Source organism: Streptomyces sp. NPDC041970 (assembly GCF_055588985.1).
Genome location: NZ_JBVJCD010000078.1, coordinates 1 through 24,012, shown reverse-complemented (window position 1 = coordinate 24,012; position 24,012 = coordinate 1). Strand labels below are relative to the sequence as shown.

Here is a 24,012-nt window from a genome sequence, read left to right as displayed (position 1 = left end):
ACGCGGCCTCTCCCTCGCCGGGGCGACCGGTTTCGCCTCCTCCCCCGGCACCGGCGCCACCGCCACCGTCGACGACCACACAGTCAAGGTCGACTCCCCGGCCCGCCTCCCCCCCCCCGGCGGCCCGGACCGGGACCGGAGTCGGGTCGGTCACGCCGGCGTCGCCGGAGACGTCCTCGTCGACCGGGTTCTCCGGGTGCTTGTCGGCCTTCCGCATCCGGTCCGGGTCCCAGAGGCCGGCGATGACCGGGTTGACGAAGTCCTTGGCCTCACGCAGCCACGTGTCCTTGTCCCAGTCCTTCCACGCGCCGTCCCGCCACTTGTCCGGGTCGATCCCGTGCTCCTTGAGCTTGTTCTTGAGATCGTCCGGGACGGTGACCCCGCCGCCCGCGGGCGTCTGCGCCGACGCGGTCGGCGCGGCGGGGCCCGCGCTGTCCTCCTCGGGACCGCAGGCGGTGGCGGTGAGCGCCAGCACGGCGGCGACGGCCGTCGCGGCGAGCGCGCCGGAGGGCGTGCGCCGGGCACGCCTCCCGCGGCGTGCGGTGTCGGTCGGGCGCATGGGTCGCATCTGGTCATCCCCCTGGGACGTCGTCACTCGTGGTCCGGTGCCGCCTCGGCGGGCGCGGAGCGTGGCTGCTCGGGCCCGCGGCGCGGCCCCCACTATGCCGGTGCCGTTGGTGACGGCAGGAGGCAGGTCCGCGGTTCCGCCACCGCGAGGATGTCCCGGATCACCCGTGCTCCATCGTGACCGACGTCGTTGGTACGGACGGGGGACACCCGACAGCGTCCACGCGCGCACTCCGCCCGCGCGACCGTACCGACGTGCGACGCGCCGTCACCGCAGGAGGAACACCGACCGTGGCCGTGACCGAACCCGCTCCGGTGGCACCGCCCCCCGCCCACGAGGGCATCCTCCGACGGCAGTCGCTGCGCGAATCGGCGGCCCGCACCTACGCGCGGTCGCTGCCCATCGTCCCGGTGCGGGCCCGCGGGCTCACCATCGAGGGCGCGGACGGACGGCGCTACCTCGATTGCCTGTCGGGCGCGGGCACCCTGGCGCTCGGGCACAACCACCCGGTCGTCCTCGAAGCCATCCGCGAGGTCCTCGACTCCGGGGCGCCGCTGCACGTGCTGGACCTCGCCACCCCGGTCAAGGACGCCTTCACGACCGAGCTGTTCGCCACCCTGCCCCGCGCGTTCGCCGACAACGCCCGCATCCAGTTCTGCGGCCCCGCCGGCACGGACGCCGTCGAGGCCGCGCTGAAGCTGGTCCGCACCGCGACCGGACGCACCGGGCTGCTGGCGTTCACCGGCGCGTACCACGGCATGACCGCCGGGGCGCTGGAGGCGTCCGGCGGGGCGACCGACGTCCGGGTGACGCGGCTGCCCTTCCCGCAGGACTACCGCTGCCCGTTCGGCGCCGGCGGCGAGCGCGGCGCCGCCCTCGCCGCCCGCTGGACCGAGCACCTGCTGGACGACCGCAAGGGCGGGGTGCCCGCCCCCGCCGGGATGATCGTGGAACCGGTCCAGGGCGAGGGCGGCGTCCACCCCGCCCCCGACGCGTGGCTGCGCCGGATGCGCCGGATCACCGAGGACCGCTCCATCCCGCTCATCGCGGACGAGGTGCAGACGGGGGTGGGCAGGACCGGCGCCTTCTGGGCCGTCGAGCACAGCGGCGTCGTGCCGGACGTCATGGTCCTCTCCAAGGCGATCGGCGGGTCCCTCCCGCTCGCCGTCATCGTCTACCGATCCGAGCTGGACCTCTGGCAGCCGGGGGCGCACGCGGGTACGTTCCGTGGCAACCAGCTAGCCATGGCGGCGGGCGCGGCCACGCTCGCGTACGTCAGGGAGAACCGGCTGGCGGACCGCGCGGCCGTCCTGGGGGGCCGGATGCTCGCCCGGCTGAGGGAGCTGCGGGGGCACCACGCGGGGATCGGCGACGTGCGGGGGCGCGGACTGATGATCGGCCTGGAACTGGTGGACCCCGAGAGCGCACCCCTGCCCGCCGAGGCCGGCGACCACGACCCCGCACCGCCGCCGGACCCGGCCTTCGCCCGCGCCGTCCAGCAGGAGTGCCTGGACCGGGGACTCATCGTCGAACTGGGCGGCCGGCACGGAGCCGTCGTCCGCCTCCTGCCGCCCCTCACCCTCACCGACGAACAGGCGGACGCCGTCATCGACCGCCTCGCCGACGCGCTGGCGGCCGCGGAACGCTCGCCGGACCGCCGGACCGCAGGGCCGACCACCTGACCCCGCACACCCCCCCGAGGAAGAACCCCGTGAACCCCACCCCCGCGCCCGAGACCGAGAACCCCGGCAACCCCCAGCACCGGGGGCAGGACGCACCCGCCCCCGGCACGGCCGAGGCGACGACCGTGCCCCGCCAGAAGGCCGTGCGCCGCTGCGGCGCCGACACCCCGCCGCCCGCGCACCCGCACGGCGCCCCCGACCCGCTCGACGACCCCGACCCGCGGCGGGCCGCCGACGCGGCGGGCGCCGAGAGCCTGCTGCGCTGCTGGGCCCGCGAGACGGAGGTCGCCCGCCCCGACGGCGGCGTCCTGCGCCTGGCCTTCCCCGCCAGCGGCACGGCCCTGCTCGTCCCCGTCCGCTACTGGTCCCCGACCGGGGCGCACCGCTTCGGCGCACCCGTCCTCGACAGCGCCCCCGCGGACGCCCCGCCCGCCGACGCCGTCACTGTCGCCGCGCTCATCGGCCGCGAGGGCGGCCGCCACGGGTCCGCCGACCTGGTCGCCCGCGTGGCCGACTCCGTACGCCGCACGGCGGACTTCATCGACCAGCGGCGGCGTCGCCCGGCGGACCCGGAGGGGAGCGACCCGTTCCTCACCGCCGAGCAGTCACTCCTGCTCGGCCACCCCCTCCACCCCACCCCCAAGAGCCGCGAAGGGCTCTCCGACGCGGAGTCCCAGCGCTACTCCCCGGAACTGCACGGGGCCTTCCCGCTCCACTGGTTCGCCATCGACCGCACCCTGGTCGCCACCGACTCCGCGTGGACCGAGGGCGGCCCGGCCACCGCCGAGCAGCTCCTCGCCCCGTACGCCGCCGGGCTGCGGCTGCCTCCGGGCACGGCCGCCGTCCCCCTGCACCCCTGGCAGGCCGCCGACCTGCTCCACCGCCCCCAGGTCCTGGCCCTCGCGGAATCCGGGCTGCTGCACGACCTCGGCCCGCACGGCGAACGCTGGCACCCCACCTCCTCCGTCCGCACCGTGCACCGGCCCGGTGCGCGGATGATGCTCAAGCTCTCCCTCGGCGTGCGCATCACCAACTCCCGCCGGGAGAACCTCCGCAAGGAGCTGCACCGGGGCGTCGAGGTCCACCGCCTGCTCTCCACCGGCCTGGCCGAGCGCTGGCAGCGGGAGCACCCCGGCTTCGACATCGTCCGGGACCCCGCCTGGCTCGCCGCCGACGACCCCGAGGGCGTCCCCGTCGCCGGGCTGGACGTGATGATCCGCCACAACCCCTTCGGCCCCCGCGACGACGCAGCCTGCGTCGCCGGACTCACCGCGCAGCGCCCCCGGCCGGGTCGGCCCACCCTGTGCTCCCGGCTCGCCGAGACCGTCTCCCGCCTGGCCGCGCGCACCGGACGCTCCCCGCACGCCGTCTCCGCCGAGTGGTTCCGCCGCTACCTGGACCGCGTCGTGCGCCCGGTCCTCTGGCTCGACGCCCACGCGGGCGTCGCGCTCGAAGCCCACCAGCAGAACACCCTGGTCCTGCTCGACCGGGACGGCTGGCCCAGCGGCGGACGCTACCGGGACAACCAGGGCTACTACTTCCGCGACTCGCGCCGCGCCGAGCTGGAGCAACGGCTCCCCGGCATCGGCGCCCTCAGCGACACGTTCGTCTCCGACCCGGTCACCGACGAGCGGTTCGCCTACTACCTCGGCATCAACAACGTCCTCGGCCTGATCGGCGCGTTCGGGGCCCAGCACCTCGCCGACGAGGGCGAACTCCTCACCGTCCTGCGCCGCTTCCTCACCGAGACCGCGGAGCTGGGCTCGCCCCTGCCCGCGTACCTCCTGGAGAACCGCCGACTGCGCTGCAAGGCCAACCTGCTGACCCGGCTGCACGGCCTCGACGAGCTGGTCGGGCCGGTCGACACCCAGTCCGTCTACGTCACCATCGCCAACCCCCTGCACGCCTGACCGCCCGCATCCGAGCGACCCCGGCCGCACCCGCGCCGGGAACGCCCACCGGCCGCCCCCGGTCCAGAGAGGAGAGCGCCGCCGTGCCTCCCGCCGACGCCTTACCGGAGAACCACGCCCCCGCCGCGCCGCCCGCCGGCGGAAGCGGAGGCTCCGGCGTCGAGGACACCCTCGACCTGAAGCTCACCGAGGAACTGCTCGCCCTGGTCGCCGAGGAGCGGGCCGCGGAGCCGCGGGGCGTCGCGGACGCCCGACCGCCCGCCCGCGGCGAACTGCTGGGCGATCCGGGCGCGTGGCCGCCCGCGGCCACCCGCGTCGGGGCGTTCCGGTTGGTCCCGGTCCGGCTGGAGCGGGATCTGGTCGTCATCAGCCGCTGGATGAACGACCCGGCCGTGACCGCGTTCTGGGAGCTGGCCGGGCCCGAGTCCGCCACCGCCGACCATCTGAGGCCGCAGCTCGAAGGGGACGGCCGCAGCATCCCCTGCCTGGGCGTGCTCGACGGCGCCCCCATGAGCTACTGGGAGATCTACCGCGCCGACCTCGACCCCCTGGCCCGCCACTACCCCGCCCGCCCCCACGACACCGGCGTCCACCTCCTCATCGGAGGCGTGGGCAACCGGGGCCGGGGGGTGGGCGCCGCTCTGCTCCGCGCCGTCGCCGACCTCGTCCTGGACCACCTTCCGCAGTGCGGACGGGTCGTGGCCGAGCCGGACCTGCGCAACACCCCGTCCGTATCCGCGTTCCTCAGCGCCGGCTTCCGTTTCTCCGCCGAAGTGGACCTCCCCGGCAAACGCGCCGCGCTGATGATCCGCGACCGAGCGCACCGAGCCCGCCTGTGACCATCTCGCCGCACCGTCCACACCGCTCGAACCTCATAGGTTCCCTCCGGAGGAGTCCCCGTGCCGACATATCCCGTGAGCCGTGACGCAGTCGAGTCCCCGAGGTTGTTCAGCCCCCCGGAGCTGAACCAGCAGGTCTGGGACCGGGCCGCGGCACGGCTGCTCGCCAAGATGCTCGGTGAGTTCGCCTACGAGAGGATCGTCGAGCCCGTCCCGCAGCCCGGCTCCGAGGGACTCCACCGGCTGACCCTGGACGACGGGGGAGTGCTCGCCTTCCGGGCCCGCCGAGGCGTGTACGACAGTTGGCGCGTCGACCCCGAATCGATCGAGGTGACCGAGCGGCCCCCGGCCGTGCCCGCACCGCCCGCCGCCCGCGTCGACGCCCCGCCCGCCGGCCCCCGCCCGTTCCGCGACCCCCTGCGCTTCCTCACCCGCGCCCGCGGACTCCTCGGGCTCGACGGCGCCACGCTCGGCCACCTCATCCGCGAGCTGACCCTGACCCTCTGCGCCGACGCCCGCCTCGACCACACCGCGCTCACCGCGGACCGACTGGCCGCCCTGGACTACGCGGAGCTGGAAGGCCACCAGACGGGCCACCCCTGGCTGGTGGCCAGCAAGGGCCGGCTCGGCTTCGCCGCCGCCGACACGGCCCGCTTCACCCCCGAGGCCCGCCGCCCTCTCCGGCTCCCGTGGCTCGCGGTCAGCACCCGCATCGCGCGGTACCGGGGCGTGGGCCGCCTCACCTCCCCCGACCACCTCTACGCCGAGGAGCTGGACCCGCCCGTGCGGGCCGCCTTCGGCGCGGAGCTGCGGGCCCGCGGGCTCGACCCGGCCGACTACCTCTACCTCCCCGTACACCCCTGGCAGTGGGACGAATGGATCGTTCCGCTCTTCGCCCCGGCCATCGCCGCCGGCGACATCGTGGCCCTGCACACCGACGGCGACGCCCGGCTCCCGCAGCAGTCGATCCGCACCTTCGCCAACGTGGAGCACCCGCGGCGGCACACCGTGAAGCTGCCGCTGTCCATCCTCAACACCCTCGTCTGGCGGGGCCTGCCGACCGAACGGACCCTCGCCGCGCCGGCGGTCACCGCCTGGGTGCAGGGGCTCTGCGCCGACGACCCGTTCCTCCGCGACACCTGCCGGGTCATCCTGCTCGGCGAGGTCGCCTCCGTGACCGTGGAGCACCCGCTCTACGACCACCTCCCTGAAGCGCCGTACCAGTACAAGGAGATCCTCGGCGCGATCTGGCGCGAGCCCCTGCCGCCCCTCCTCGCGCCGGGCGAGCGGGCCCGCACGCTCGCCTCGCTCCTGCACACCGACCCGGCGGGCCGCTCGTTCACCGCGGAGCTGGTCGAACGGTCCGGACTGAGCCCGGCCGCCTGGCTCACCCGGCTGTTCGACGCCCTGCTGCCGCCCCTGCTCCACTTCCTCTACCGCTACGGCACCGTCTTCTCCCCGCACGGCGAGAACGCCATCGTCGTCTTCGACGGGAACGACGTGCCCGTGCGGCTCGCCATCAAGGACTTCGTGGACGACGTGAACGTCAGCGCCCGCCCGCTGCCGGAGCACGCCACCATGCCCGAGGAGGTGCGCGCCGTCCTGCTCACCGAGGAGCCGTCCTTCCTCACCCAGTTCATCCACTCCGGCCTCTTCGTCGGCGTCTTCCGCTTCCTCTCCCCGCTGTGCGAGGAGCAGCTCGGCGTCGGCGAGGACGAGTTCTGGTCACTCGTCCGGGCGGAGATCCTGCGCCACCACGCCCGCTTCCCGGAGCTGAAGGAGCGGTTCGCGATGTTCGACATGCTCACCCCGGAGATCGAGCGCCTCTGTCTCAACCGCAACCGTCTGCACGTGGACGGCTACCGGGACCGCCCCGAGCGCCCCCACGCGGCGATCCACGGCACGGTCCCGAACCCCCTGCATCCGGCTGCCGGCGGCCGGGAGTGATCGCCGTTGTCAGTGGTGCGCCGTAGGGTGGTCGGGCTATGACGAAGCCATCCCTCCCCGAGCTCCTGCACGCCGCCGTCGCCGCCGTCGGCGGTACGGAAAGGCCCGGCCAGGTCACCATGGCCGAAGCCGTCGCCGAGGCCGTCGACGACCAATCCCACCTGCTCGTCCAGGCCGGCACCGGTACGGGCAAGTCGCTCGGCTACCTGGTGCCGGCCCTGGCGCACGGCGAGCGCGTCGTCGTGGCCACGGCGACCCTCGCCCTCCAGCGGCAGCTCGTGGAGCGGGACCTTCCGCGTACGGTCGACGCCCTGCATCCGCTGCTGCGCCGGCGTCCGCAGTACGCCATGCTCAAGGGCCGGTCCAACTACCTCTGCCTGCACCGGCTCCACGAGGGGGTCCCGCAGGACGAGGAGGAGGGCCTTTTCGACCAGTTCGAGGCGGCGGCCCCCTCCAGCAAGCTGGGGCAGGACCTGCTGCGGCTGCGGGACTGGTCGGACGAGACGGAGAGCGGGGACCGGGACGACCTGTCCCCCGGCGTCTCGGACCGGGCCTGGGCCCAGGTCTCGGTCTCCTCGCGCGAGTGCCTGGGCGCGACGAAGTGCGCGTACGGCGCCGAGTGCTTCGCGGAGGCGGCCCGCGAGCGCGCCAAGCTCGCGGACGTGGTCGTCACCAACCACGCGCTGCTCGCCATCGACGCCATCGAGGGCGCCCCGGTGCTGCCGCAGCACGAGGTGCTGATCGTGGACGAGGCCCATGAGCTGGTCTCCCGCGTCACCGGCGTGGCCACCGGGGAGCTGACCCCCGCCCAGGTCAACCGGGCGGTCCGCCGCGCGGCGAAGCTGGTCAACGAGAAGGCGGCCGACGCCCTGCAGACCGCCGCCGAGGGGTTCGAGCGGGTGATGGAGCTGGCGCTTCCGGGCCGGCTGGAGGAGGTGCCCGAAGACCTGGGGAACGCCCTGGCGGCGCTGCGGGACGCGGCGCGCACGGTGATCTCCGCGATGGGCGCCACCCGCGACAAGTCGGTCCAGGACGAGGACGCCGTCCGCAAGCAGGCCCTGGCCTCGGTCGAGTCGATCCACGGCGTCGCCGAGCGCATCGCGCAGGGCTCGGAGTACGACGTCGTCTGGTACGAGCAGCACGACCGGTTCGGGGCCTCCGTCCGGGTGGCGCCGCTCTCCGTCTCCGGCCTGCTGCGCGAGAAGCTCTTCGCCGAGCGGTCCGTGGTGCTCACCTCGGCCACCCTCAAGCTCGGCGGGGACTTCAACGGCGTGGGCGCGTCCCTCGGGCTGGCCCCCGAGGGCACGGCGGGCGAGGAGGTCCCGCAGTGGAAGGGGCTGGACGTCGGCTCCCCGTTCGACTACCCGAAGCAGGGCATCCTCTACGTCGCCCGCCATCTGGCCACACCGGGGCGCGAGGGGTCGCGCACGGACATGCTGGACGAGCTGACGGAGCTGGTGGAAGCGGCCGGCGGACGCACGCTGGGGTTGTTCTCGTCGATGCGGGCGGCCAAGGCGGCGGCCGAGGAGCTGCGCGGCCGCATGGACAGGCCGATCCTGCTCCAGGGCGAGGAGACGCTGGGCGAGCTGATCAAGAATTTCGCCGCCGACCCCGAGACCTGCCTCTTCGGCACGCTCTCGCTCTGGCAGGGCGTGGACGTGCCGGGACCGAGCTGTCAGTTGGTGGTCATGGACCGCATCCCCTTCCCGCGCCCCGACGACCCGCTGATGAGCGCGCGGCAGAAGGCGGTCGAGGAGGCGGGCGGCAACGGCTTCATGGCCGTGGCGGCGACGCACGCGGCCCTGCTGATGGCCCAGGGCGCGGGCCGGCTCGTCCGGGCGACCGGCGACAAGGGCGTCGTCGCCGTGCTGGACCCGCGGTTGGCCAACGCGCGGTACGGCAGCTATCTGCGGGCCTCGCTGCCCGATTTCTGGTACACGACCGACCGCGACCAGGCGCGCCGCTCGCTGGCCGCCATCGACGCCCGCGCCAGGGCGGACGGCGCCTGAAGCGGGCGTACCGGCCGCGGAGCGCGCGCCGGGGAGACGTCCCCGGCCGCGGAGGGCAAACCGAAGCCCCAGGTGTGACGTCGCGGCAGGACGTCGGTCCCTGGGGCTGGGGCGGTGACCGGCGCTGTCCTTCAGACGCGGCGCAGCACCGCCACCACCTTGCCCAGGATGGTCGCCTCGTCGCCGGGGATCGGCTGGTACGCGGCGTTGTGCGGGAGCAGCCAGACGTGGCCGTCCTCGCGGCGGAAGCGCTTGACCGTCGCCTCGCCGTCGAGCATCGCGGCGACGATGTCGCCGTTCTCCGCGACGGGCTGGCGACGCACGGTGACCCAGTCGCCGTCGCAGATCGCGGCCTCGATCATCGAGTCGCCGACGACCTTGAGGACGAACAGCTCGCCGTCACCGACGAGCTGGCGGGGGAGCGGGAAGACGTCCTCGACGGACTCCTCGGCGAGGATCGGCCCACCGGCGGCGATGCGGCCCACCAGCGGGACGTAGGACGCGGCGGGCTTGCCCGTGGTGTCGGTCGGCTGGGTGCTGGGCTGGTCCGAGCCCCGCACCTCGTAGGCGCGCGGCCGGTGCGGGTCCCGGCGGAGGAACCCCTTGCGCTCCAGCGCCATCAGTTGATGGGCGACGGACGAGGTGCTGGACAGGCCCACCGCCTGACCGATCTCCCGCATGGACGGCGGGTACCCCCGGCGCTGCACGGAGTCGCGGATGACCTCGATGACCCGGCGCTGCCGGTCGGTGAGGCCCGAGCTGTCCGCCCTGATGCCGGGCGGCCTGCCGGGCAGTGAACGCGCGGCCCGCGCGGGCTCGGGCCCGTCCGTGTTCATGACTGCGTCGTTCACGGCGCGCACCGGCTCAAGTCGGCTCTGGGAGCGGCGGTCCCGGCCGGTGATGGCGGCGCTGTCTGCGGTGGTGGTCACGTCGGCCCCTCTCGAAATGTTCTCCCTAGCTGGACAACGGTAGTAGCTTTCGAAAGGTTGCGCCAAACACACGTTCGAGTGAAAAACGAATAAAGGACTGCCGCTCCGCTTCCGGCAGGTGTATGGGCGGCGCGGAGCGGGCGGTGCGCGGGTCCTTCCCGAGGTTCCGGCGGGCCCGCGCCCCAGTCTTCCATCCGCGCCCGGCGGCCGGAAACCGCCCCCGCGCCCCGGAGCCCCGCCGCCCCCGCCCGTCCCGTACCCTCTTCCCTGGCCCGCGCTTCCCCGAGGCGGCGCCCGCCGGGCCCGGCATCCGCGCGCCGGCCCGCCGGCGGCCTGCGGGGCACGACACGCGACGGGGCCGAGAATCCGGCCCAACCCTAGATCTAGTGGTTGGATCGTCCAGGTCGCCCAGAAGTTGTGGTCTCGGTTCAACAAGGCCCAAGCCATCGCCTATGCTGGGGACTGCCTCCAAGGGGCCCGCGAAGGGCCCTGAAGGGGCTATTCAGCCGTGCGTGAGAAGGAGGGTCGGAGCGATGCACTGCCCCTTCTGCAGGCACCCCGACAGCCGTGTCGTCGACAGTCGCACCACCGACGACGGGACGTCGATCCGCCGCCGCCGGCAGTGCCCCGAGTGCTCCCGCCGTTTCACCACGGTGGAGACCTGCTCGCTGATGGTGGTCAAGCGCAGCGGCGTGACCGAGCCCTTCAGTCGTACCAAGGTCATCTCCGGCGTCCGCAAGGCGTGCCAGGGGCGGCCCGTCACGGAGGACGCCCTGGCCAAACTCGGCCAGCGGGTCGAGGAGGCGGTGCGCGCCACCGGCAGCGCCGAGCTGACCACCCACGACGTGGGCCTGGCGATACTCGGACCCCTGCAGGAGCTCGACCTCGTCGCGTACCTGCGCTTCGCGTCCGTGTACCGGGCGTTCGATTCTTTGGAAGACTTCGAGGCCGCCATCGCGGAACTGCGCGCGCAGCGGCCTCGCGCTGAGGACCGCGGGAGCGGTGGGACCCCCGAGGTCCCCGCGCCCGCCATCGCCGCCGACTGAGCGGTATCCGCCCCTGGGCGCCGGTCGGCGGACACTCCGGTGTCCGCGAGCCGGCGGCGGGGCGACACGAGATGTGCCTTCGGGGGCCGTGTGCGGCCTCCGGGGCATCGGACACACACTGTGCTTGGGAAGATCTGGGCACTTCAGGGCGTTTTCGCCCACATATGGGAGGCGGCATGACAGAGACGGCGAGCGGCCCGGCGCGAGGTTCCCGTACCAAGGGTGCCAAGGCGACCAAGGGTCTGCGCATCGAGCGCATTCACACCACTCCCGGCGTGCATCCGTACGACGAGGTGGCGTGGGAGCGCCGGGACGTCGTCATGACCAATTGGCGCGACGGCTCGATCAACTTCGAGCAGCGTGGCGTCGAGTTCCCCGACTTCTGGTCGGTGAACGCGGTCAACATCGTCACCAGCAAGTACTTCCGCGGGGCCGTCGGCACCCCGCAGCGCGAGACCGGTCTGCGGCAGCTCATCGACCGGATCGTGAAGACGTACCGGAAGGCCGGAGAGGACCACGGCTACTTCGCCTCCCCGGCGGACGCCGAGATCTTCGAGCACGAGCTGGCGTACGCCCTCCTGCACCAGATCTTCAGCTTCAACTCCCCGGTCTGGTTCAACGTCGGCACGCCCCAGCCGCAGCAGGTCTCCGCCTGCTTCATCCTGTCCGTCGACGACTCCATGGAGTCGATCCTCGACTGGTACAAGGAAGAGGGCATGATCTTCAAGGGCGGCTCCGGCGCCGGCCTGAACCTCTCCCGCATCCGCTCCTCCAAGGAGCTGCTCTCCTCCGGCGGCAACGCCTCCGGCCCGGTCTCCTTCATGCGCGGCGCGGACGCGTCCGCCGGGACGATCAAGTCCGGCGGCGCCACCCGCCGGGCGGCCAAGATGGTCATCCTCGACGTCGACCACCCCGACATCGAGAACTTCATCGAGACCAAGGTGAAGGAGGAGGAGAAGATCCGCGCCCTGCGCGACGCGGGCTTCGACATGGACCTGGGCGGCGACGACATCACGTCCGTCCAGTACCAGAACGCCAACAACTCCGTCCGCGTGAACGACGAGTTCATGAAGGCCGTGGAGTCCGGCGGGAAGTTCGGGCTGCGCGCCCGGATGACCGGAGACGTCATCGAGGAGGTGGAGGCCAAGGGCCTCTTCCGCAAGATGGCCGAAGCGGCCTGGGCCTGCGCCGACCCCGGCATCCAGTACGACGACACCATCAACCACTGGCACACCTGCCCGGAATCCGGCCGGATCAACGGCTCGAACCCCTGCAGCGAGTACATGCACCTGGACAACACCTCGTGCAACCTGGCCTCGCTCAACCTCATGAAGTTCCTCAAGGACGACGGCGAGGGCCACCAGTCCTTCGAGTCCGAGCGCTTCTCCAAGGTCGTCGAGCTGGTCATCACGGCGATGGACATCTCGATCTGCTTCGCGGACTTCCCGACGGAGAAGATCGGCGAGAACACCCGCGCCTACCGCCAGCTCGGCATCGGCTACGCCAACCTCGGCGCCCTGCTGATGGCGACCGGCCACGCCTACGACAGCGACGGCGGCCGCGCGCTCGCCGGCGCCATCACGTCGCTGATGACCGGCACCTCGTACAAGCGCTCCGCCGAGCTGGCCGCGGTCGTCGGCGCGTACGACGGCTACGCCCGCAACGCGGAGCCGCACCAGCGCGTCATGAGGCAGCACTCCGACGCGAACGCCGCCGCCGTGCACGTCGACGACCTGGACGCGCCGATCTGGGCCGCCGCCACGGAGGCCTGGCAGGACGTGCTCCGGCTCGGAGCGAGGAACGGCTTCCGCAACGCCCAGGCGTCGGTCATCGCCCCCACCGGCACCATCGGTCTCGCGATGTCCTGCGACACCACCGGTCTGGAGCCCGACCTCGCCCTGGTCAAGTTCAAGAAGCTGGTCGGCGGCGGGTCGATGCAGATCGTCAACGGCACGGTCCCGCAGGCGCTGCGCCGCCTCGGCTACCAGCCGGAGCAGATCGAGGCGATCGTCGCCCACATCGCCGAGCACGGCAACGTGATCGACGCCCCGAGCCTCAAGCCCGAGCACTACAGCGTCTTCGACTGCGCGATGGGCGAGCGTTCCATCTCCGCGATGGGCCACGTCCGGATGATGGCGGCCATCCAGCCGTGGATCTCCGGCGCGCTCTCCAAGACGGTGAACCTGCCCGAGACGGCCACCGTCGAGGACGTCGAGGAGGTCTACTTCCAGGCGTGGAAGATGGGCGTCAAGGCGCTCGCGATCTACCGCGACAACTGCAAGGTCGGCCAGCCCCTCTCCGCCAAGACCAAGGACAAGGAGAAGGAAGCGGTCACCGCGAAGGCCGAGGAGACCATCCGCACGGCGGTCGAGAAGGTCGTCGAGTACCGCCCGGTCCGCAAGCGCCTCCCCAAGGGCCGCCCCGGCATCACCACCTCCTTCACGGTGGGCGGGGCCGAGGGCTACATGACCGCCAACTCCTACCCGGACGACGGTCTCGGCGAGGTCTTCCTGAAGATGTCCAAGCAGGGCTCGACGCTCGCGGGCATGATGGACGCCTTCTCCATCGCCGTCTCGGTCGGCCTGCAGTACGGCGTGCCGCTGGAGACGTACGTCTCGAAGTTCACGAACATGCGCTTCGAGCCGGCCGGCATGACGGACGACCCGGACGTGCGGATGGCGCAGTCGATCGTCGACTACATCTTCCGCCGCCTGGCGCTGGACTTCCTGCCGTTCGAGACCCGCTCGGCCCTCGGCATCCACTCGGCCGAGGAGCGCCAGCGCCACCTGGACACCGGTTCGTACGAGCCGTCCTACGAGGCGGACGGCGTGGACGCCGAGAGCCTGGCCCAGTCCGCCCCGGTGCAGAACGAGCCGCTGAAGGCGGTGGCGGCTCCCCGCGAGTCCGCCGAGAAGCCCGCTCCGGCGACGGCGCACACCTCGGCCGAACTGGTCGAGATGCAGCTCGGCATCAGCGCCGACGCCCCGCTCTGCTTCTCCTGCGGGACGAAGATGCAGCGCGCCGGCTCCTGCTACATCTGCGAGGGCTGCGGCTCGACCAGCGGCTGTAGCTGACGTCGGTAGCCGACGGAAGGGGACCGGCCGACGGCCGGTCCCCTTCCGTCGTCCGCTCGCCGGGTTGGCCGGAACCGATCGGTACGGATCAGGCCTCGGCGGACCGGCTCCCCATCACCGCGGCGAAGGCGTCGGGGTCGCCGTCGAACCCGCGCACGGCCGGCCGGAAGCCCCAGAGCCCCGAGGCGTCGCGGACGAACTCCCCGATGACCGCCGCCGTCGCCCAGGAGACGCCGGAGAAGTCGTCCTCCGCGAGGGTCGTGTAGCCCTCGCGGACGTCCATCGCCGTGTTCCGTATGTCACCGAACGTCTTGCGGCCGTCGCGCTGCTGGATGGCGACGCCGACCACCACCCGCCCGTAGGAATCCGCCAGCCGGTCCAGCTCGATGGTCATGACCTCATCGAAACCGAAGCCCTGGCCGTTCCTGCTGTCCCGGTTGAGCGTGATGGTGCCGTCCGGGGACCGGCGGTCGAAGTGCACCAGGTAGGCGGGGCTTCCGTACGGCTCCGCCGCCGGGTAGGTCGCCGCGATGATGTCGAGGTCGTTGGCCGCCTCCCCGTGCGGGCTCGGGTCCCATTTGACCCGTACCTCGACCTTGTCGATGTCCTTCTTAGGAGTGCTCAACTCACTTCCCTCCCGCCGACGGCCCGTCGGCCGTCCCCTCACCCGATACCCCGCTCCACCCGATCATGTACGCAACGGCCCCCGGAGCCAACTGCCCCGGTGGGCGAGGGCGGATTCGGGCCACGCGCCGGCCGGCCCCGCCGGTGCGCCCGGACCGCCCGGACCGGACCCGGCCGGGGGAGGAGCGCGACTCGCCGTACGATGGCGCGGTGTTGGTGACGTGGATGCGCTGCTCCGTCGTGGATCGCCATGGTTTCGAGCGGGAGCGGCGGAAGTGGGCGGGGCTGCTCGGCGAGCCGGGATTCTCCGGGCAGGGCGGCGGGTGGAGCCGAACGCGCCCCGACGTCGCCCATGTCTTCACGTTCTGGGAGAACCGGGTGTTCTACGACTCCTCCGCGGCCCGCGGGCACGACCGGCCGGGGACCGGGCAGCCCGGCGTCGCCCGCGACGCGAGGGTCACGCTGTTCGAGCGCCGCTTCGACGTCAAGACGGGCTTCGAGCCCCACTTCGCGGACGCGGACGTCGTCCGCGTCGCCCACAGCCGGGTGCACGAGGACCGCGCCGAGCACTTCGTGCTGATGCAGCGGCAGGTGTGGAACCCGGCGATGGCCGGGTCGCCCGGGATGCTGCGCGGGATGTTCGGCGAGGCCCCCGGCAACGAGTTCCTGGTGCTGTCCCTGTGGAGGTCGAGCGCCGAGCGCGGGAAGTACCGCGCCGACGGCGCGGAACGCCTCGCGGCACGCGCGCAGACCGACACCGACGTGGCCGCGCTGACAGGCGACGTCGTGGACCTGGAGCCGTCCTGGACGCTCTGATCCGCCCCCGCGCGGGCCGTCCGGGGCCGCCCGGCAGGCGGCCCTCCGACCGCAGGCCCTAGGGTCGGGGCATGGCACGACCGCAGCGCATCGTCCTCGTCCGGCACGGGGAGTCCGAGGGCAACGCCGACGACTCCGTGTACGAGCGGGAGCCCGACCACGCGCTCCGGCTCACCGCCAGGGGTTTGCGGCAGGCCAGGGAGACCGGGGCGCGGTTGCGCGAGCAGTTCGGGGACGAGCGGGTCAGCGTCTACGTGTCGCCCTATCGGCGCACCCACGAGACGTTCCGCGCCTTCGGCCTGGACCCCGCCCGCGTCCGGGTCCGCGAGGAGCCCCGGCTGCGCGAGCAGGACTGGGGCAACTGGCAGGACCGGGAGGACGTACGGCTGCAGAAGGCGTACCGGGACGCCTACGGCCACTTCTTCTACCGCTTCGCCCAGGGGGAGTCCGGCGCCGACGTGTACGACCGGGTCGGGGCCTTCCTGGAGAGCCTGCACCGCAGCTTCGAGGAGGGCGACCATCCGGAGAACGTCCTGCTGGTCACCCACGGGCTGACGATGCGGCTGTTCTGTATGCGCTGGTTCCACTGGTCGGTCGCGGAGTTCGAATCGCTCTCCAATCCGTGCAACGGCGAGACCCGGACGCTGCTCCTCGGCGAGAACGGCCGCTACACCCTCGACCGGCCGTTCCAGCGCTGGCGCACCCCCGAGCCGTACGGCGTCACCGGATAGAGTGGCAGGGCGATGACCGTTGATTCTGCTTCCGAGCGGCGCTTCGAACGCGCCCTGGCCAGCCTGCGCGGACTGTCCGTGGGAGACGCCCTGGGCTCCCAGTTCTTCGCACCGGCCCACTACCCCCTGCTGAGGGGCCGGGAGCTGCCCCCCGGCCCCTGGCGGTGGACCGACGACACCGAGATGGCCTGCTCCGTCCTGGCCGTGCTCGCCGCGCACGGCCGCGTCGACCAGGACGCGCTCGCCCGCTCCTTCGCCGAGCACCACGACGACGACAGGGGCTACGGCCCCGCCGTCGACCGCCTTCTCCGGCTCGTCCGGGAGGGCGGCGACTGGCGGGAGCCGGCTTCCGCGCTGTTCAACGGCCAGGGGTCCTGGGGCAACGGCTCGGCGATGCGCATCGCCCCGCTCGGCGCCTGGTACGCGGACGATCCGGAGCAGGCCACCCACCAGGCCGAGATCTCCTCGTACACCACGCACCAGCACCGCGAGGCCGTCGTCGGCGCGATGGCCGTGGCCGCGGCCGCCTCGCTCGCCGCCGCCCCGGACGGGCCGCCGGGCCCCGAGGACCTCCTCGACGGCGTCATCGCGCTCGTCCCGCGCAGCGCCGTCGGCGCGGGGCTGCGCCGGGCGCGCGACCTGCTGGACTACCGGGACGCCGCGACGGTCGCCGCGGTCCTGGGCAACGGCCGCCGGACCAGCGCCCACGACACCGTGCCGTTCGCCCTCTGGTCGGCCGCCCGGAGCCTCGGGGACTTCCAGGAGGCGTTCTGGGTGACCGCCCAGGCCGGCGGGGACGTCGACACGACCTGCGCCATCGTCGGGGGCGTCGTCGCCTCGGGCGCCGCCGGGGCCCCGCCCGCCGAGTGGCTGGCCCGGACGGAGGAGCCGCCGCGCTGGCTGACCCCGCCGCCCGCCGCCCGCCGCAGGGCGTGACGGTCACGGTCCTGCCACAGCGTCGTCCCGCCCGCCCGCGAACACGGGTTCGGGATCTACTCTTTGGCCCACGCCGCCCCTGATCGACCGCGAAGGGCGTGCGCCGCACGAGAGGCCGGAACGAGCGCGGGCCCGCGTCCGGCGGGGGAGGGGGCCCTGTGGCCGATCAGCCGTCCGAGGCGACCGGCACGCCGGAGGAGCCGGAGCAGGCCGCCGCGCCCCGGCCGCCGGAGCGCGTGAGGGCTGCGTCCGGTCCCGGCGCCGGGGTCGCGCGCCCAGTCGCCGCGCCGGGTCCGTCCGCGGGCGGGCCGGGCGATCCCTGGCGGCCCCCCGCGGGGCCGACCGGCGCCCGGAAGCCCGGCAGGGCCCCGATCCGGCCGGCCGCGCCCTCCCCGATCCGGCCCGCGGTCCTCTGGTCGGCGCTGGCCACCGCGGTGCTCAGCTCCCTCCTCCTGGGCGACGGCCTCGGGCTCAACCTGCTGATCGTTGCCGTGCCCGCCGCGCTGGCCGCCTTCTTCGCCGCGCGCTCGGCAGGCCGCCGCCTGCGGCCGTGGACCGCGACCTGGGCGGTCGGCGGCCTCGCGCTGCTCGCGGTGCCCGCGCTCCGCGACGCGGGCTGGCCCGTCTTCCTCGCCGTGGTGTCGGCCTTCGCGCTCGGCTCGCTCGCCCTGCACGGGGGCCGGAGGTGGCCGGGCGTCCTGATCGGCTCGCTGGGCGTGCTCGACTCGGTCGTCCCCGGCGTGGCCTGGGGCTGGCGGGGCGTACGGGAACGGGCCGGGGGCTCCCGTGCGCGCTGGGGCGCCGCCCTGCGCAGCGCGGTGGCGGCGCTCGTGCTGCTGGTGGTCTTCGGGACGCTCTTCGCCAGTGCCGACGCCGCGTTCGCCGAACTGCTGGGCGGCCTGGTCCCCGACGTCTCGATCGGTGACGGACCGTGGCGGGGCCTCCTGTTCGCGCTGGGGCTGGCCGGTGCGCTGGCGGCGGCTCGGACCGCCGCCGCCCCCACGCGCTGGGACCGGATCACCGTGCGGCCCGCCGCCCCCCGAGGGCGGGCGGAGTGGGCCCTTCCGCTGATCGTGCTCGACCTGCTCTTCGCCGCGTTCGTCACCCTCCAACTCGTCGTCCTCCTCGGGGGGTACGGCACGGTGCGGGACGGGACCGGGCCCGACCTCGCGCAGTACGCCCGGCAGGGCTTCTGGCAGTTGCTCTGGGCGACCCTGCTCACCCTCCTCGTGATCGCCCTGGCCCTGCGCTGGGCGCCGCGCGGCGCCCGACGGGACCGGACGCTGGTGCGCGCCGTGCTCGGCCCCCTCTGCGTGCTCACCCTCGTCGTCGTCGCCTCCGCGCTGCGCCGCATGGACCTGTACGTCGAGGAGTACGGCCTGACCCGGCTGCGGATATCCGTGGCCGCGATGGAACTCTGGCTCGGGGTGGTGCTGCTCCTCGTCCTGGCGGCCGGGGTCCTCGGGGCCCGCCACCTGCCGCGGGCCGTCGCGGTCAGCGCGGCGGCCGGCGTCCTGGCCTTCGGGCTGGCCTCGCCGGACGCCCTGGTCGCCGAACAGAACGTCCAGCGCTTCGGCGTCCGCGGCTCGATCGACCTCGACTACCTGGAGGACCTCTCCGCGGACGCCGTACCGGCCCTGGACCGGCTGCCCGAGCCGGAACGCTCCTGCGCGCTGCGGATCATCCAGTACGAGGTGCTCGCGTCCGACGCGCCCTGGTACGCCACCGACCTGGGGACGGCGCGCGCCGCGGAGATCCTGCGGAAGCGGCCGGCCGGCGCCGACGGGCGCGCCTGCTCGGGCCCGGAGACGGAACGGACGCCCGACGACTACGACCCGTACTGAGCCGGTCGCCCCCGACCCGCGGAACGGCCGGTCCAGCGCCCGCGAGGACTCCGAAGGACGCGCCGCGGCGGATTCGCGGTAAGCGGAGCACCCCCTGGGGTGTCGCCGGCGCGGCAGTCGGCGTACGCTGGCTCGCGCCATGCCGTACGAACCACCCACGCACACCGTCGAGCGCTCGCTTCGCGCCACCACCGGTGCCAGGACCGTCGCCGGCGTCGATGAGGTCGGACGCGGTGCGTGGGCCGGGCCCGTCACCGTGTGCGCGGCCGTCACCGGCCTGCGCCGACCGCCCGAAGGCCTCACCGACTCCAAGCTGTTGACCCCCCGGCGGCGCGCCGAGCTGGCGCCCGTGCTGGAGAGCTGGGTCACGGCCTACGCGTTGGGCGACGCCTCCCCGCGGGAGATCGACGATTTGGGCATGACCGCCGCGCTCCGGCTCGCCGCCGTGCGCGCCCTGGAAGGGCTGCCCGTACGGCCCGACGCGGTCATCCTCGACGGCAAGCACGACTACCTGGGCGCCCCGTGGCAGGTCCGCACCGTGATCAAGGGCGACCAGTCCTGCGTCGCGGTCGCCGCCGCCTCGGTGATCGCCAAGGTGCGCCGGGACCGGATGATGGCCGAACTGGGCGGTGCGGGCGAGGAGTACGCCGACTTCGCCTTCGGCGCGAACGCGGGATATCCCTCGCCCGTGCACCGGGCCGCGCTGGAGGAGCGGGGGCCCACGCCCCACCACCGCCTCTCCTGGGCGTACCTGGACGCGCTGCCCCGGTGGCAGCACCTGAAGAAGATCCGTTTCTCCGCCGAGGCGGCCGCACGGGAAAGCGGGGGCCAGCTCGGCTTCGACTTCTGATCGCGCGCACGCGCCCCTTCTCCCGCGCCGATGCGTTCGGCGCCCAGCACAGACCACCGTCATGCCTCTGATTCTTCGAGGAGCCTCAGATTCCCGAGAGCGCCCAGGGTCCCCGCGTCACTCCGGCCGCCGGCCGCACCGCGCCGACCCCCCGTCCCGTACCCGGTCCGCGTTCCGCGGCCGCACCGCGTCCCGGCCGTCCGGGCCCCCCGCGTCCCGCGCCCCCGGCGCAGCGCGCGCACCCCGCCCCCGCGCCGAGCCGCCCGCAGCAGGCGGAGCCGGCCTCCGTCCCGCAGGTACAACTGATCCCCTCCCCGGCCTCCGGCGCGCTCGACGCGGCCGAGGGCGCGGTCGACCTGCTGCTGGAGTCCGGTCGCGCGCCGGGCGACATCCTGGTGCTCACCACCGGTGAGCAGCACCCGTGGGCCGCCCACGAGCTGTCCTTCGGCGAAGCCGCGTACTGGGCCCAGCACGACGCGGGCGACGACGTCTTCTTCGCCGACGCCTCGGCCGCGGGCCGGGCGGCCTCCCGGCCCGTGGTCGTCGTCGCGGTCAACGGCGACGACGGCGGGGCCGCCGCGCGCGCCCTGCCCGTCGCGCGTGAGCGGGCCGCCGCCCTGCTGATCGTCTGCGGCGACCCGCAGGTGGTCGGCTCCGCGCTGGGCGCGGGCGTCTGACCCCTCCGCCCCTGGGGCGTTCCGGCCGTCCGCGCGGGCGCCGGAGCGTCCGGGGCGGAGTCCGCGCCCGCTCCGGACCGTGGTGTGCGGGGGCTCAGCGGGCCGCCGTGCGCCCCAGCGCCTGGGCCGCCCCGCCGCCGGTCCGCGACGGAGCGGGCCCGTGGTCGGCGGCGGTGTCGGCCAGGGGGGCGGGCTCGGACAGGGAGTGGGGTTGCCGTCCGCCCCGTCCCTCCCCGAGCACCTGCCAGCCTCCGCGGGTCAGCGTGATGTAGGCCCCGCACCGCAGGCCGTGCAGCGTGCAGGCGTCGCGCAGCCCCCACATCCACGCGCCGTCCTCCTCGGTCCACCGCTCGTCGCCCTCGCGGCAGTACAGCAGTACGGCCGTACGGACCGGGGTACGGCGGCGCAGGTCGTGCGGGACGACCCGGCGAAGGTGCGCCAGCAGGGCGTTGCGGAACTCCCAGCCGTCGGCGGGCCCCGTCCCCCGGCGGGCGAACGACGCGCTGGCGATGAGCCGCCCGTCGTGGTCGAGCACCGCGACCACGGCGGTCGCGGGCGCCGGCCGGTGCCGGGAGTGCAGGCCGCTGACGATCTCGCGGGGGTCGCGGAGCAGGGGTATGCCCGCCGAGGCCCACTCGGCCGGTTCGAGCAGCCGCGCGAGACGGTTGCCGGGGTCCGAGGAAACCGGGGACGCCGCCGCGGAAGCGGCTGCGGACGGGGCGAATCCGAAGGTCACGGTCCTCCCTTCGCTACGCGCCCACGGTGCGGGCTGGGTCGAGTGAGGGCGCGCCGCGGCACAGCCCTTCCGGGCCCGACCAGAAACTGTGCGGGGGCGTCTCCGATTCTTCCTGGCCCACCGGCGGGCGGCAACGAGCAATTGCTGTGGTTGACGGGTATCTGCCGGAATGACACTCATATCCCTGCCCAGTCGGCCGGGGATGACTCCCCCTGACCGCCCGGAACCGCGAGGACCAGCGGAAACGCCCCCGCCCCGCGGCCCGCCCCAGCAGCGCGGACGGCTCCGCGCCCCCGGCGGGCGCGGCAGGTTCGGCGCCTCGCGCGGCACGCCCCGGCCGGACGCGTACCCCGCGCGGGCCTCCGGTCGCCTCGGGTCGATTCGCCGATTGTCAGTGCCGTCGGGTTGCATGGGGGGATGGACAACCCGGAGCTGCGCGCCGAAGCCGATGCCATCCTCGCTGAGCTCGTCGGCGCCCCCCAGGGCTCGGCCCGACTGCGGGAGGACCAGTGGCAGGCGGTCGCGGCCCTGGTGGAGGAGGGGCGGCGGGCGCTGGTGGTGCAGCGCACCGGCTGGGGCAAGTCGGCGGTGTACTTCGTCGCCACCGCCCTGCTGCGCCGGCGCGGCTCCGGCCCCACGGTGATCATCTCGCCGCTGCTGGCGCTGATGCGCAACCAGGTGGACGCGGCGGCGCGGGCGGGCATCCGGGCGCGCACCATCAACTCGGCCAACCCGGAGGAGTGGGACGCCATCCACGGGGAGGTCGAGCGCGGCGGGACCGACGTCCTCCTCGTCAGCCCGGAGCGCCTCAACTCCGTGGACTTCCGCGATCAGGTGCTGCCCCGGCTCGCGGCCACGACCGGCCTGCTGGTGGTCGACGAGGCGCACTGCATCTCCGACTGGGGCCATGACTTCCGGCCGGACTACCGCCGGCTGCGGACGATGCTGGCGGAGCTGCCGGCCGGGGTGCCCGTCCTGGCCACGACGGCGACCGCGAACGCGCGGGTGACCGCGGACGTGGCCGAGCAGTTGGGCACGGGCGGCGCGGACGCCCTGGTCCTGCGGGGGCCGCTGGACCGGGAGAGCCTGCGGTTGGGGGTCCTGGAGCTGCCCGACGCGGCGCACCGGCTGGCGTGGCTGGGGGAGCGGCTGGGGGAGCTGCCGGGCTCCGGGATCGTCTACACCCTGACGGTGGCGGCGGCGGACGAGGTCGCCGCGTTCCTGCGGCAGCGCGGCTATCCGGTGGCGTCCTACACCGGAAAGACGGAGAACGCCGACCGGTTGCAGGCCGAGGAGGACCTGCTGGCCAACCGGGTCAAGGCCCTGGTGGCCACCTCGGCGTTGGGCATGGGCTTCGACAAGCCCGACCTGGGCTTCGTGGTGCACCTGGGCTCGCCCTCCTCCCCGATCGCCTACTACCAGCAGGTGGGGCGCGCCGGGCGCGGCGTGGACCGGGCGGACGTGGTGCTGCTGCCGGGCCGGGAGGACGAGGCGATCTGGGCCTATTTCGCCTCGGTGGGCTTCCCGCCGGAGGAGCAGGTGCGGCGCACGCTGGACGTGCTGGCCGAGGCCGGCCGACCCCTGTCGCTGCCGGCGCTGGAGCCGCTGGTGGACCTCCGGCGCTCGCGCCTGGAGACGATGCTGAAGGTCCTGGACGTGGACGGGGCGGTCCGGCGCGTGAAGGGGGGCTGGACCGCGACAGGGCAACCGTGGGCGTACGACGCCCAGCGGTACGCGTGGGTCGCCCGGCAGCGCGAGGCCGAGCAGCAGGCCATGCGGGACTACGTGTCCACCACGGGCTGCCGGATGGAGTTCCTCCAGCGGCAGCTCGACGACGAGAAGGCCATCCCCTGCGGGCGCTGCGACAACTGCGCCGGGCCGTGGCTCGATCCTGCCGTCTCCGCCGGGGCCCTCGCGGCTGCGAAGGGCGACCTGGACCGCCCCGGCGTCGAGATCGAGCCCCGCAAGATGTGGCCCACCGGTCTCGCCGCGGTCGGGATGGACCTCAAGGGCCGCATCCCCGCCGGCCAGCAGGCCGCCACGGGGCGTGCGCTGGGCAGGCTGTCGGACATCGGCTGGGGCAACCGCCTGCGCCCGCTCCTGGCGGCCCAGGCGGCGGACGGGCGGGTTCCGGACGATGTGCTGGCCGCCGTCGTGACCGTGGTGGCCGACTGGGCCCGTTCACCGGGCGGCTGGGCGAGCGGCACGCCCGACGCGGTGGCACGGCCCGTGGGGGTCGTCGCCCTGCCGTCCCGCTCCCGCCCCCAGTTGGTCGCCTCGCTGGCCGAGGGCGTGGCCCGCGTCGGCCGGCTCCCGCTGCTGGGAGCCCTGGCCTACACCCCGGAGGCCGACGCGTACGGCGCGCACCGCAGCAACAGCGCCCAGCGGCTCCGCTCGCTGGCCGCCTCGTTCACCGTTCCCGACGCGCTCGCCGCCGCCCTGGCCGCCACCCCCGGCCCGGTCCTGCTCGTCGACGACTTCTCGGATTCCGGGTGGACCCTGGCCGTGGGGGCCCGCCTCCTGCGCCAGGCCGGCGCCGACCAGGTGCTCCCGCTCGTCCTGGCCCTGGCCGGTTAGGGCCCCGGTCGGCCGCGCCCGCGGGGCGACCGGATGCGGCGTCGTCGAGGACGCCGAGCCGGTCGCACCCCAGCGGTTCACCACGGCCGCCCGCCGAAGCCGGCGGTGCGGTGCGTCAGTCGAGGACGGCGGTGACGTCGACCTCGACGAGGTATTCGGGTGAGGCGAGTGCGGCGACGCCGATGAGGGTGCCGGGGGCGGCGGGGGTGATGCCGAG

Annotated in this window: 17 protein-coding genes and 2 pseudogenes; 14 read left to right on the top strand and 5 right to left on the bottom strand. The window is 74.2% G+C overall.

Annotation, left to right across the window (positions count from 1 at the left end; translation table 11 throughout):
- Positions 1 to 568 (bottom strand): annotated as a pseudogene (locus tag ACZ6EJ_RS25765) (hypothetical protein); the annotation flags it as partial.
- 290 nt (positions 569 to 858) lie between these two features.
- On the opposite strand from ACZ6EJ_RS25765, the gene ACZ6EJ_RS25760 reads away from it, so the two are divergent.
- The 5 genes from ACZ6EJ_RS25760 to ACZ6EJ_RS25740 all read left to right on the top strand — a co-directional run bounded on the left by ACZ6EJ_RS25760 (position 859) and on the right by ACZ6EJ_RS25740 (position 8,955).
- The gene (locus ACZ6EJ_RS25760; protein ID WP_469270379.1) at positions 859 to 2,250 is read left to right on the top strand and encodes a diaminobutyrate--2-oxoglutarate transaminase family protein; all 1,392 of its coding nucleotides are present in this window, start codon (positions 859 to 861) and stop codon (positions 2,248 to 2,250) included.
- A gap of 29 nt (positions 2,251 to 2,279) precedes the next feature.
- Positions 2,280 to 4,160, top strand: a complete 1,881-nt coding sequence (locus tag ACZ6EJ_RS25755) for an IucA/IucC family protein (protein ID WP_469270377.1) — start codon at positions 2,280 to 2,282, stop codon at positions 4,158 to 4,160.
- A gap of 83 nt (positions 4,161 to 4,243) precedes the next feature.
- Positions 4,244 to 4,999, top strand: a complete 756-nt coding sequence (locus ACZ6EJ_RS25750) for a GNAT family N-acetyltransferase (RefSeq protein WP_469270375.1) — start codon at positions 4,244 to 4,246, stop codon at positions 4,997 to 4,999.
- A 60-nt stretch (positions 5,000 to 5,059) separates the two neighbouring features.
- Positions 5,060 to 6,946 (top strand): IucA/IucC family protein, encoded by a 1,887-nt coding sequence (locus ACZ6EJ_RS25745; RefSeq protein WP_469270373.1) that lies wholly within the window; start codon positions 5,060 to 5,062, stop codon positions 6,944 to 6,946.
- Positions 6,947 to 6,984: 38 nt separating this feature from the next.
- Positions 6,985 to 8,955, top strand: a complete 1,971-nt coding sequence (locus tag ACZ6EJ_RS25740; protein ID WP_469270371.1) for an ATP-dependent DNA helicase — start codon at positions 6,985 to 6,987, stop codon at positions 8,953 to 8,955.
- A gap of 131 nt (positions 8,956 to 9,086) precedes the next feature.
- Here ACZ6EJ_RS25740 and lexA read toward each other — a convergent pair whose 3' ends face one another.
- A complete protein-coding gene (lexA, locus tag ACZ6EJ_RS25735) occupies positions 9,087 to 9,884 on the bottom strand; it encodes a transcriptional repressor LexA (RefSeq protein WP_469270370.1) in 798 nt (265 codons plus the stop codon).
- 533 nt (positions 9,885 to 10,417) lie between these two features.
- Here lexA and nrdR point away from each other — a divergent pair.
- Entirely contained in the window at positions 10,418 to 10,930 is a 513-nt protein-coding gene (gene nrdR, locus ACZ6EJ_RS25730; protein WP_469270369.1) for a transcriptional regulator NrdR, read from the top strand.
- Positions 10,931 to 11,106: 176 nt separating this feature from the next.
- The gene (locus ACZ6EJ_RS25725) at positions 11,107 to 14,004 is read left to right on the top strand and encodes a vitamin B12-dependent ribonucleotide reductase (RefSeq protein ID WP_469270365.1); all 2,898 of its coding nucleotides are present in this window, start codon (positions 11,107 to 11,109) and stop codon (positions 14,002 to 14,004) included.
- 88 nt (positions 14,005 to 14,092) lie between these two features.
- Here ACZ6EJ_RS25725 and ACZ6EJ_RS25720 read toward each other — a convergent pair whose 3' ends face one another.
- Positions 14,093 to 14,629, bottom strand: a complete 537-nt coding sequence (locus ACZ6EJ_RS25720) for a TerD family protein (RefSeq protein WP_469270359.1) — start codon at positions 14,627 to 14,629, stop codon at positions 14,093 to 14,095.
- Between the two features lie 209 nt (positions 14,630 to 14,838).
- Between ACZ6EJ_RS25720 and ACZ6EJ_RS25715 the strand changes: the two genes are divergently transcribed.
- From ACZ6EJ_RS25715 to ACZ6EJ_RS25690, 6 genes are all read left to right on the top strand, one after another.
- Entirely contained in the window at positions 14,839 to 15,444 is a 606-nt protein-coding gene (locus tag ACZ6EJ_RS25715) for a DUF4937 domain-containing protein (protein WP_469270357.1), read from the top strand.
- A gap of 71 nt (positions 15,445 to 15,515) precedes the next feature.
- Positions 15,516 to 16,175, top strand: coding sequence for a histidine phosphatase family protein (locus ACZ6EJ_RS25710; RefSeq protein WP_469270355.1), 660 nt, complete (start codon positions 15,516 to 15,518; stop codon positions 16,173 to 16,175).
- Between the two features lie 12 nt (positions 16,176 to 16,187).
- Positions 16,188 to 17,111: an ADP-ribosylglycohydrolase family protein gene (locus ACZ6EJ_RS25705; RefSeq protein ID WP_469270354.1), complete on the top strand. Its 924-nt coding sequence runs from the start codon at positions 16,188 to 16,190 to the stop codon at positions 17,109 to 17,111.
- A gap of 158 nt (positions 17,112 to 17,269) precedes the next feature.
- On the top strand, positions 17,270 to 18,955 hold the full coding sequence (locus tag ACZ6EJ_RS25700) for a DUF4153 domain-containing protein (protein ID WP_469270353.1): 1,686 nt from the start codon (positions 17,270 to 17,272) through the stop codon (positions 18,953 to 18,955).
- A 139-nt stretch (positions 18,956 to 19,094) separates the two neighbouring features.
- The gene (locus ACZ6EJ_RS25695) at positions 19,095 to 19,805 is read left to right on the top strand and encodes a ribonuclease HII (RefSeq protein ID WP_469270352.1); all 711 of its coding nucleotides are present in this window, start codon (positions 19,095 to 19,097) and stop codon (positions 19,803 to 19,805) included.
- Between the two features lie 89 nt (positions 19,806 to 19,894).
- On the top strand, positions 19,895 to 20,482 hold the full coding sequence (locus tag ACZ6EJ_RS25690) for a hypothetical protein (protein WP_469270381.1): 588 nt from the start codon (positions 19,895 to 19,897) through the stop codon (positions 20,480 to 20,482).
- A gap of 94 nt (positions 20,483 to 20,576) precedes the next feature.
- On the opposite strand, the gene ACZ6EJ_RS25685 is transcribed toward ACZ6EJ_RS25690, so the two are convergent.
- On the bottom strand, positions 20,577 to 21,218 hold the full coding sequence (locus tag ACZ6EJ_RS25685) for a hypothetical protein (RefSeq protein ID WP_469270351.1): 642 nt from the start codon (positions 21,216 to 21,218) through the stop codon (positions 20,577 to 20,579).
- Between the two features lie 417 nt (positions 21,219 to 21,635).
- On the opposite strand from ACZ6EJ_RS25685, the gene ACZ6EJ_RS25680 reads away from it, so the two are divergent.
- Positions 21,636 to 23,795: a DEAD/DEAH box helicase gene (locus ACZ6EJ_RS25680; RefSeq protein WP_469270349.1), complete on the top strand. Its 2,160-nt coding sequence runs from the start codon at positions 21,636 to 21,638 to the stop codon at positions 23,793 to 23,795.
- A gap of 115 nt (positions 23,796 to 23,910) precedes the next feature.
- Here ACZ6EJ_RS25680 and ACZ6EJ_RS25675 read toward each other — a convergent pair.
- Positions 23,911 to 24,012, bottom strand: a pseudogene (locus tag ACZ6EJ_RS25675) (RidA family protein); the annotation flags it as partial.

Coding starts and splice junctions, on each gene's coding strand:
- ACZ6EJ_RS25740 (WP_469270371.1), top strand. CDS start 6,985: ATGACGAAGCCATCCCTCCCCGAGCTCCTGCACGCCGCCGTCGCCGCC.
- nrdR (WP_469270369.1), top strand. CDS start 10,418: ATGCACTGCCCCTTCTGCAGGCACCCCGACAGCCGTGTCGTCGACAGT.
- ACZ6EJ_RS25725 (WP_469270365.1), top strand. CDS start 11,107: ATGACAGAGACGGCGAGCGGCCCGGCGCGAGGTTCCCGTACCAAGGGT.
- ACZ6EJ_RS25710 (WP_469270355.1), top strand. CDS start 15,516: ATGGCACGACCGCAGCGCATCGTCCTCGTCCGGCACGGGGAGTCCGAG.
- ACZ6EJ_RS25705 (WP_469270354.1), top strand. CDS start 16,188: ATGACCGTTGATTCTGCTTCCGAGCGGCGCTTCGAACGCGCCCTGGCC.
- ACZ6EJ_RS25695 (WP_469270352.1), top strand. CDS start 19,095: ATGCCGTACGAACCACCCACGCACACCGTCGAGCGCTCGCTTCGCGCC.
- ACZ6EJ_RS25680 (WP_469270349.1), top strand. CDS start 21,636: ATGGACAACCCGGAGCTGCGCGCCGAAGCCGATGCCATCCTCGCTGAG.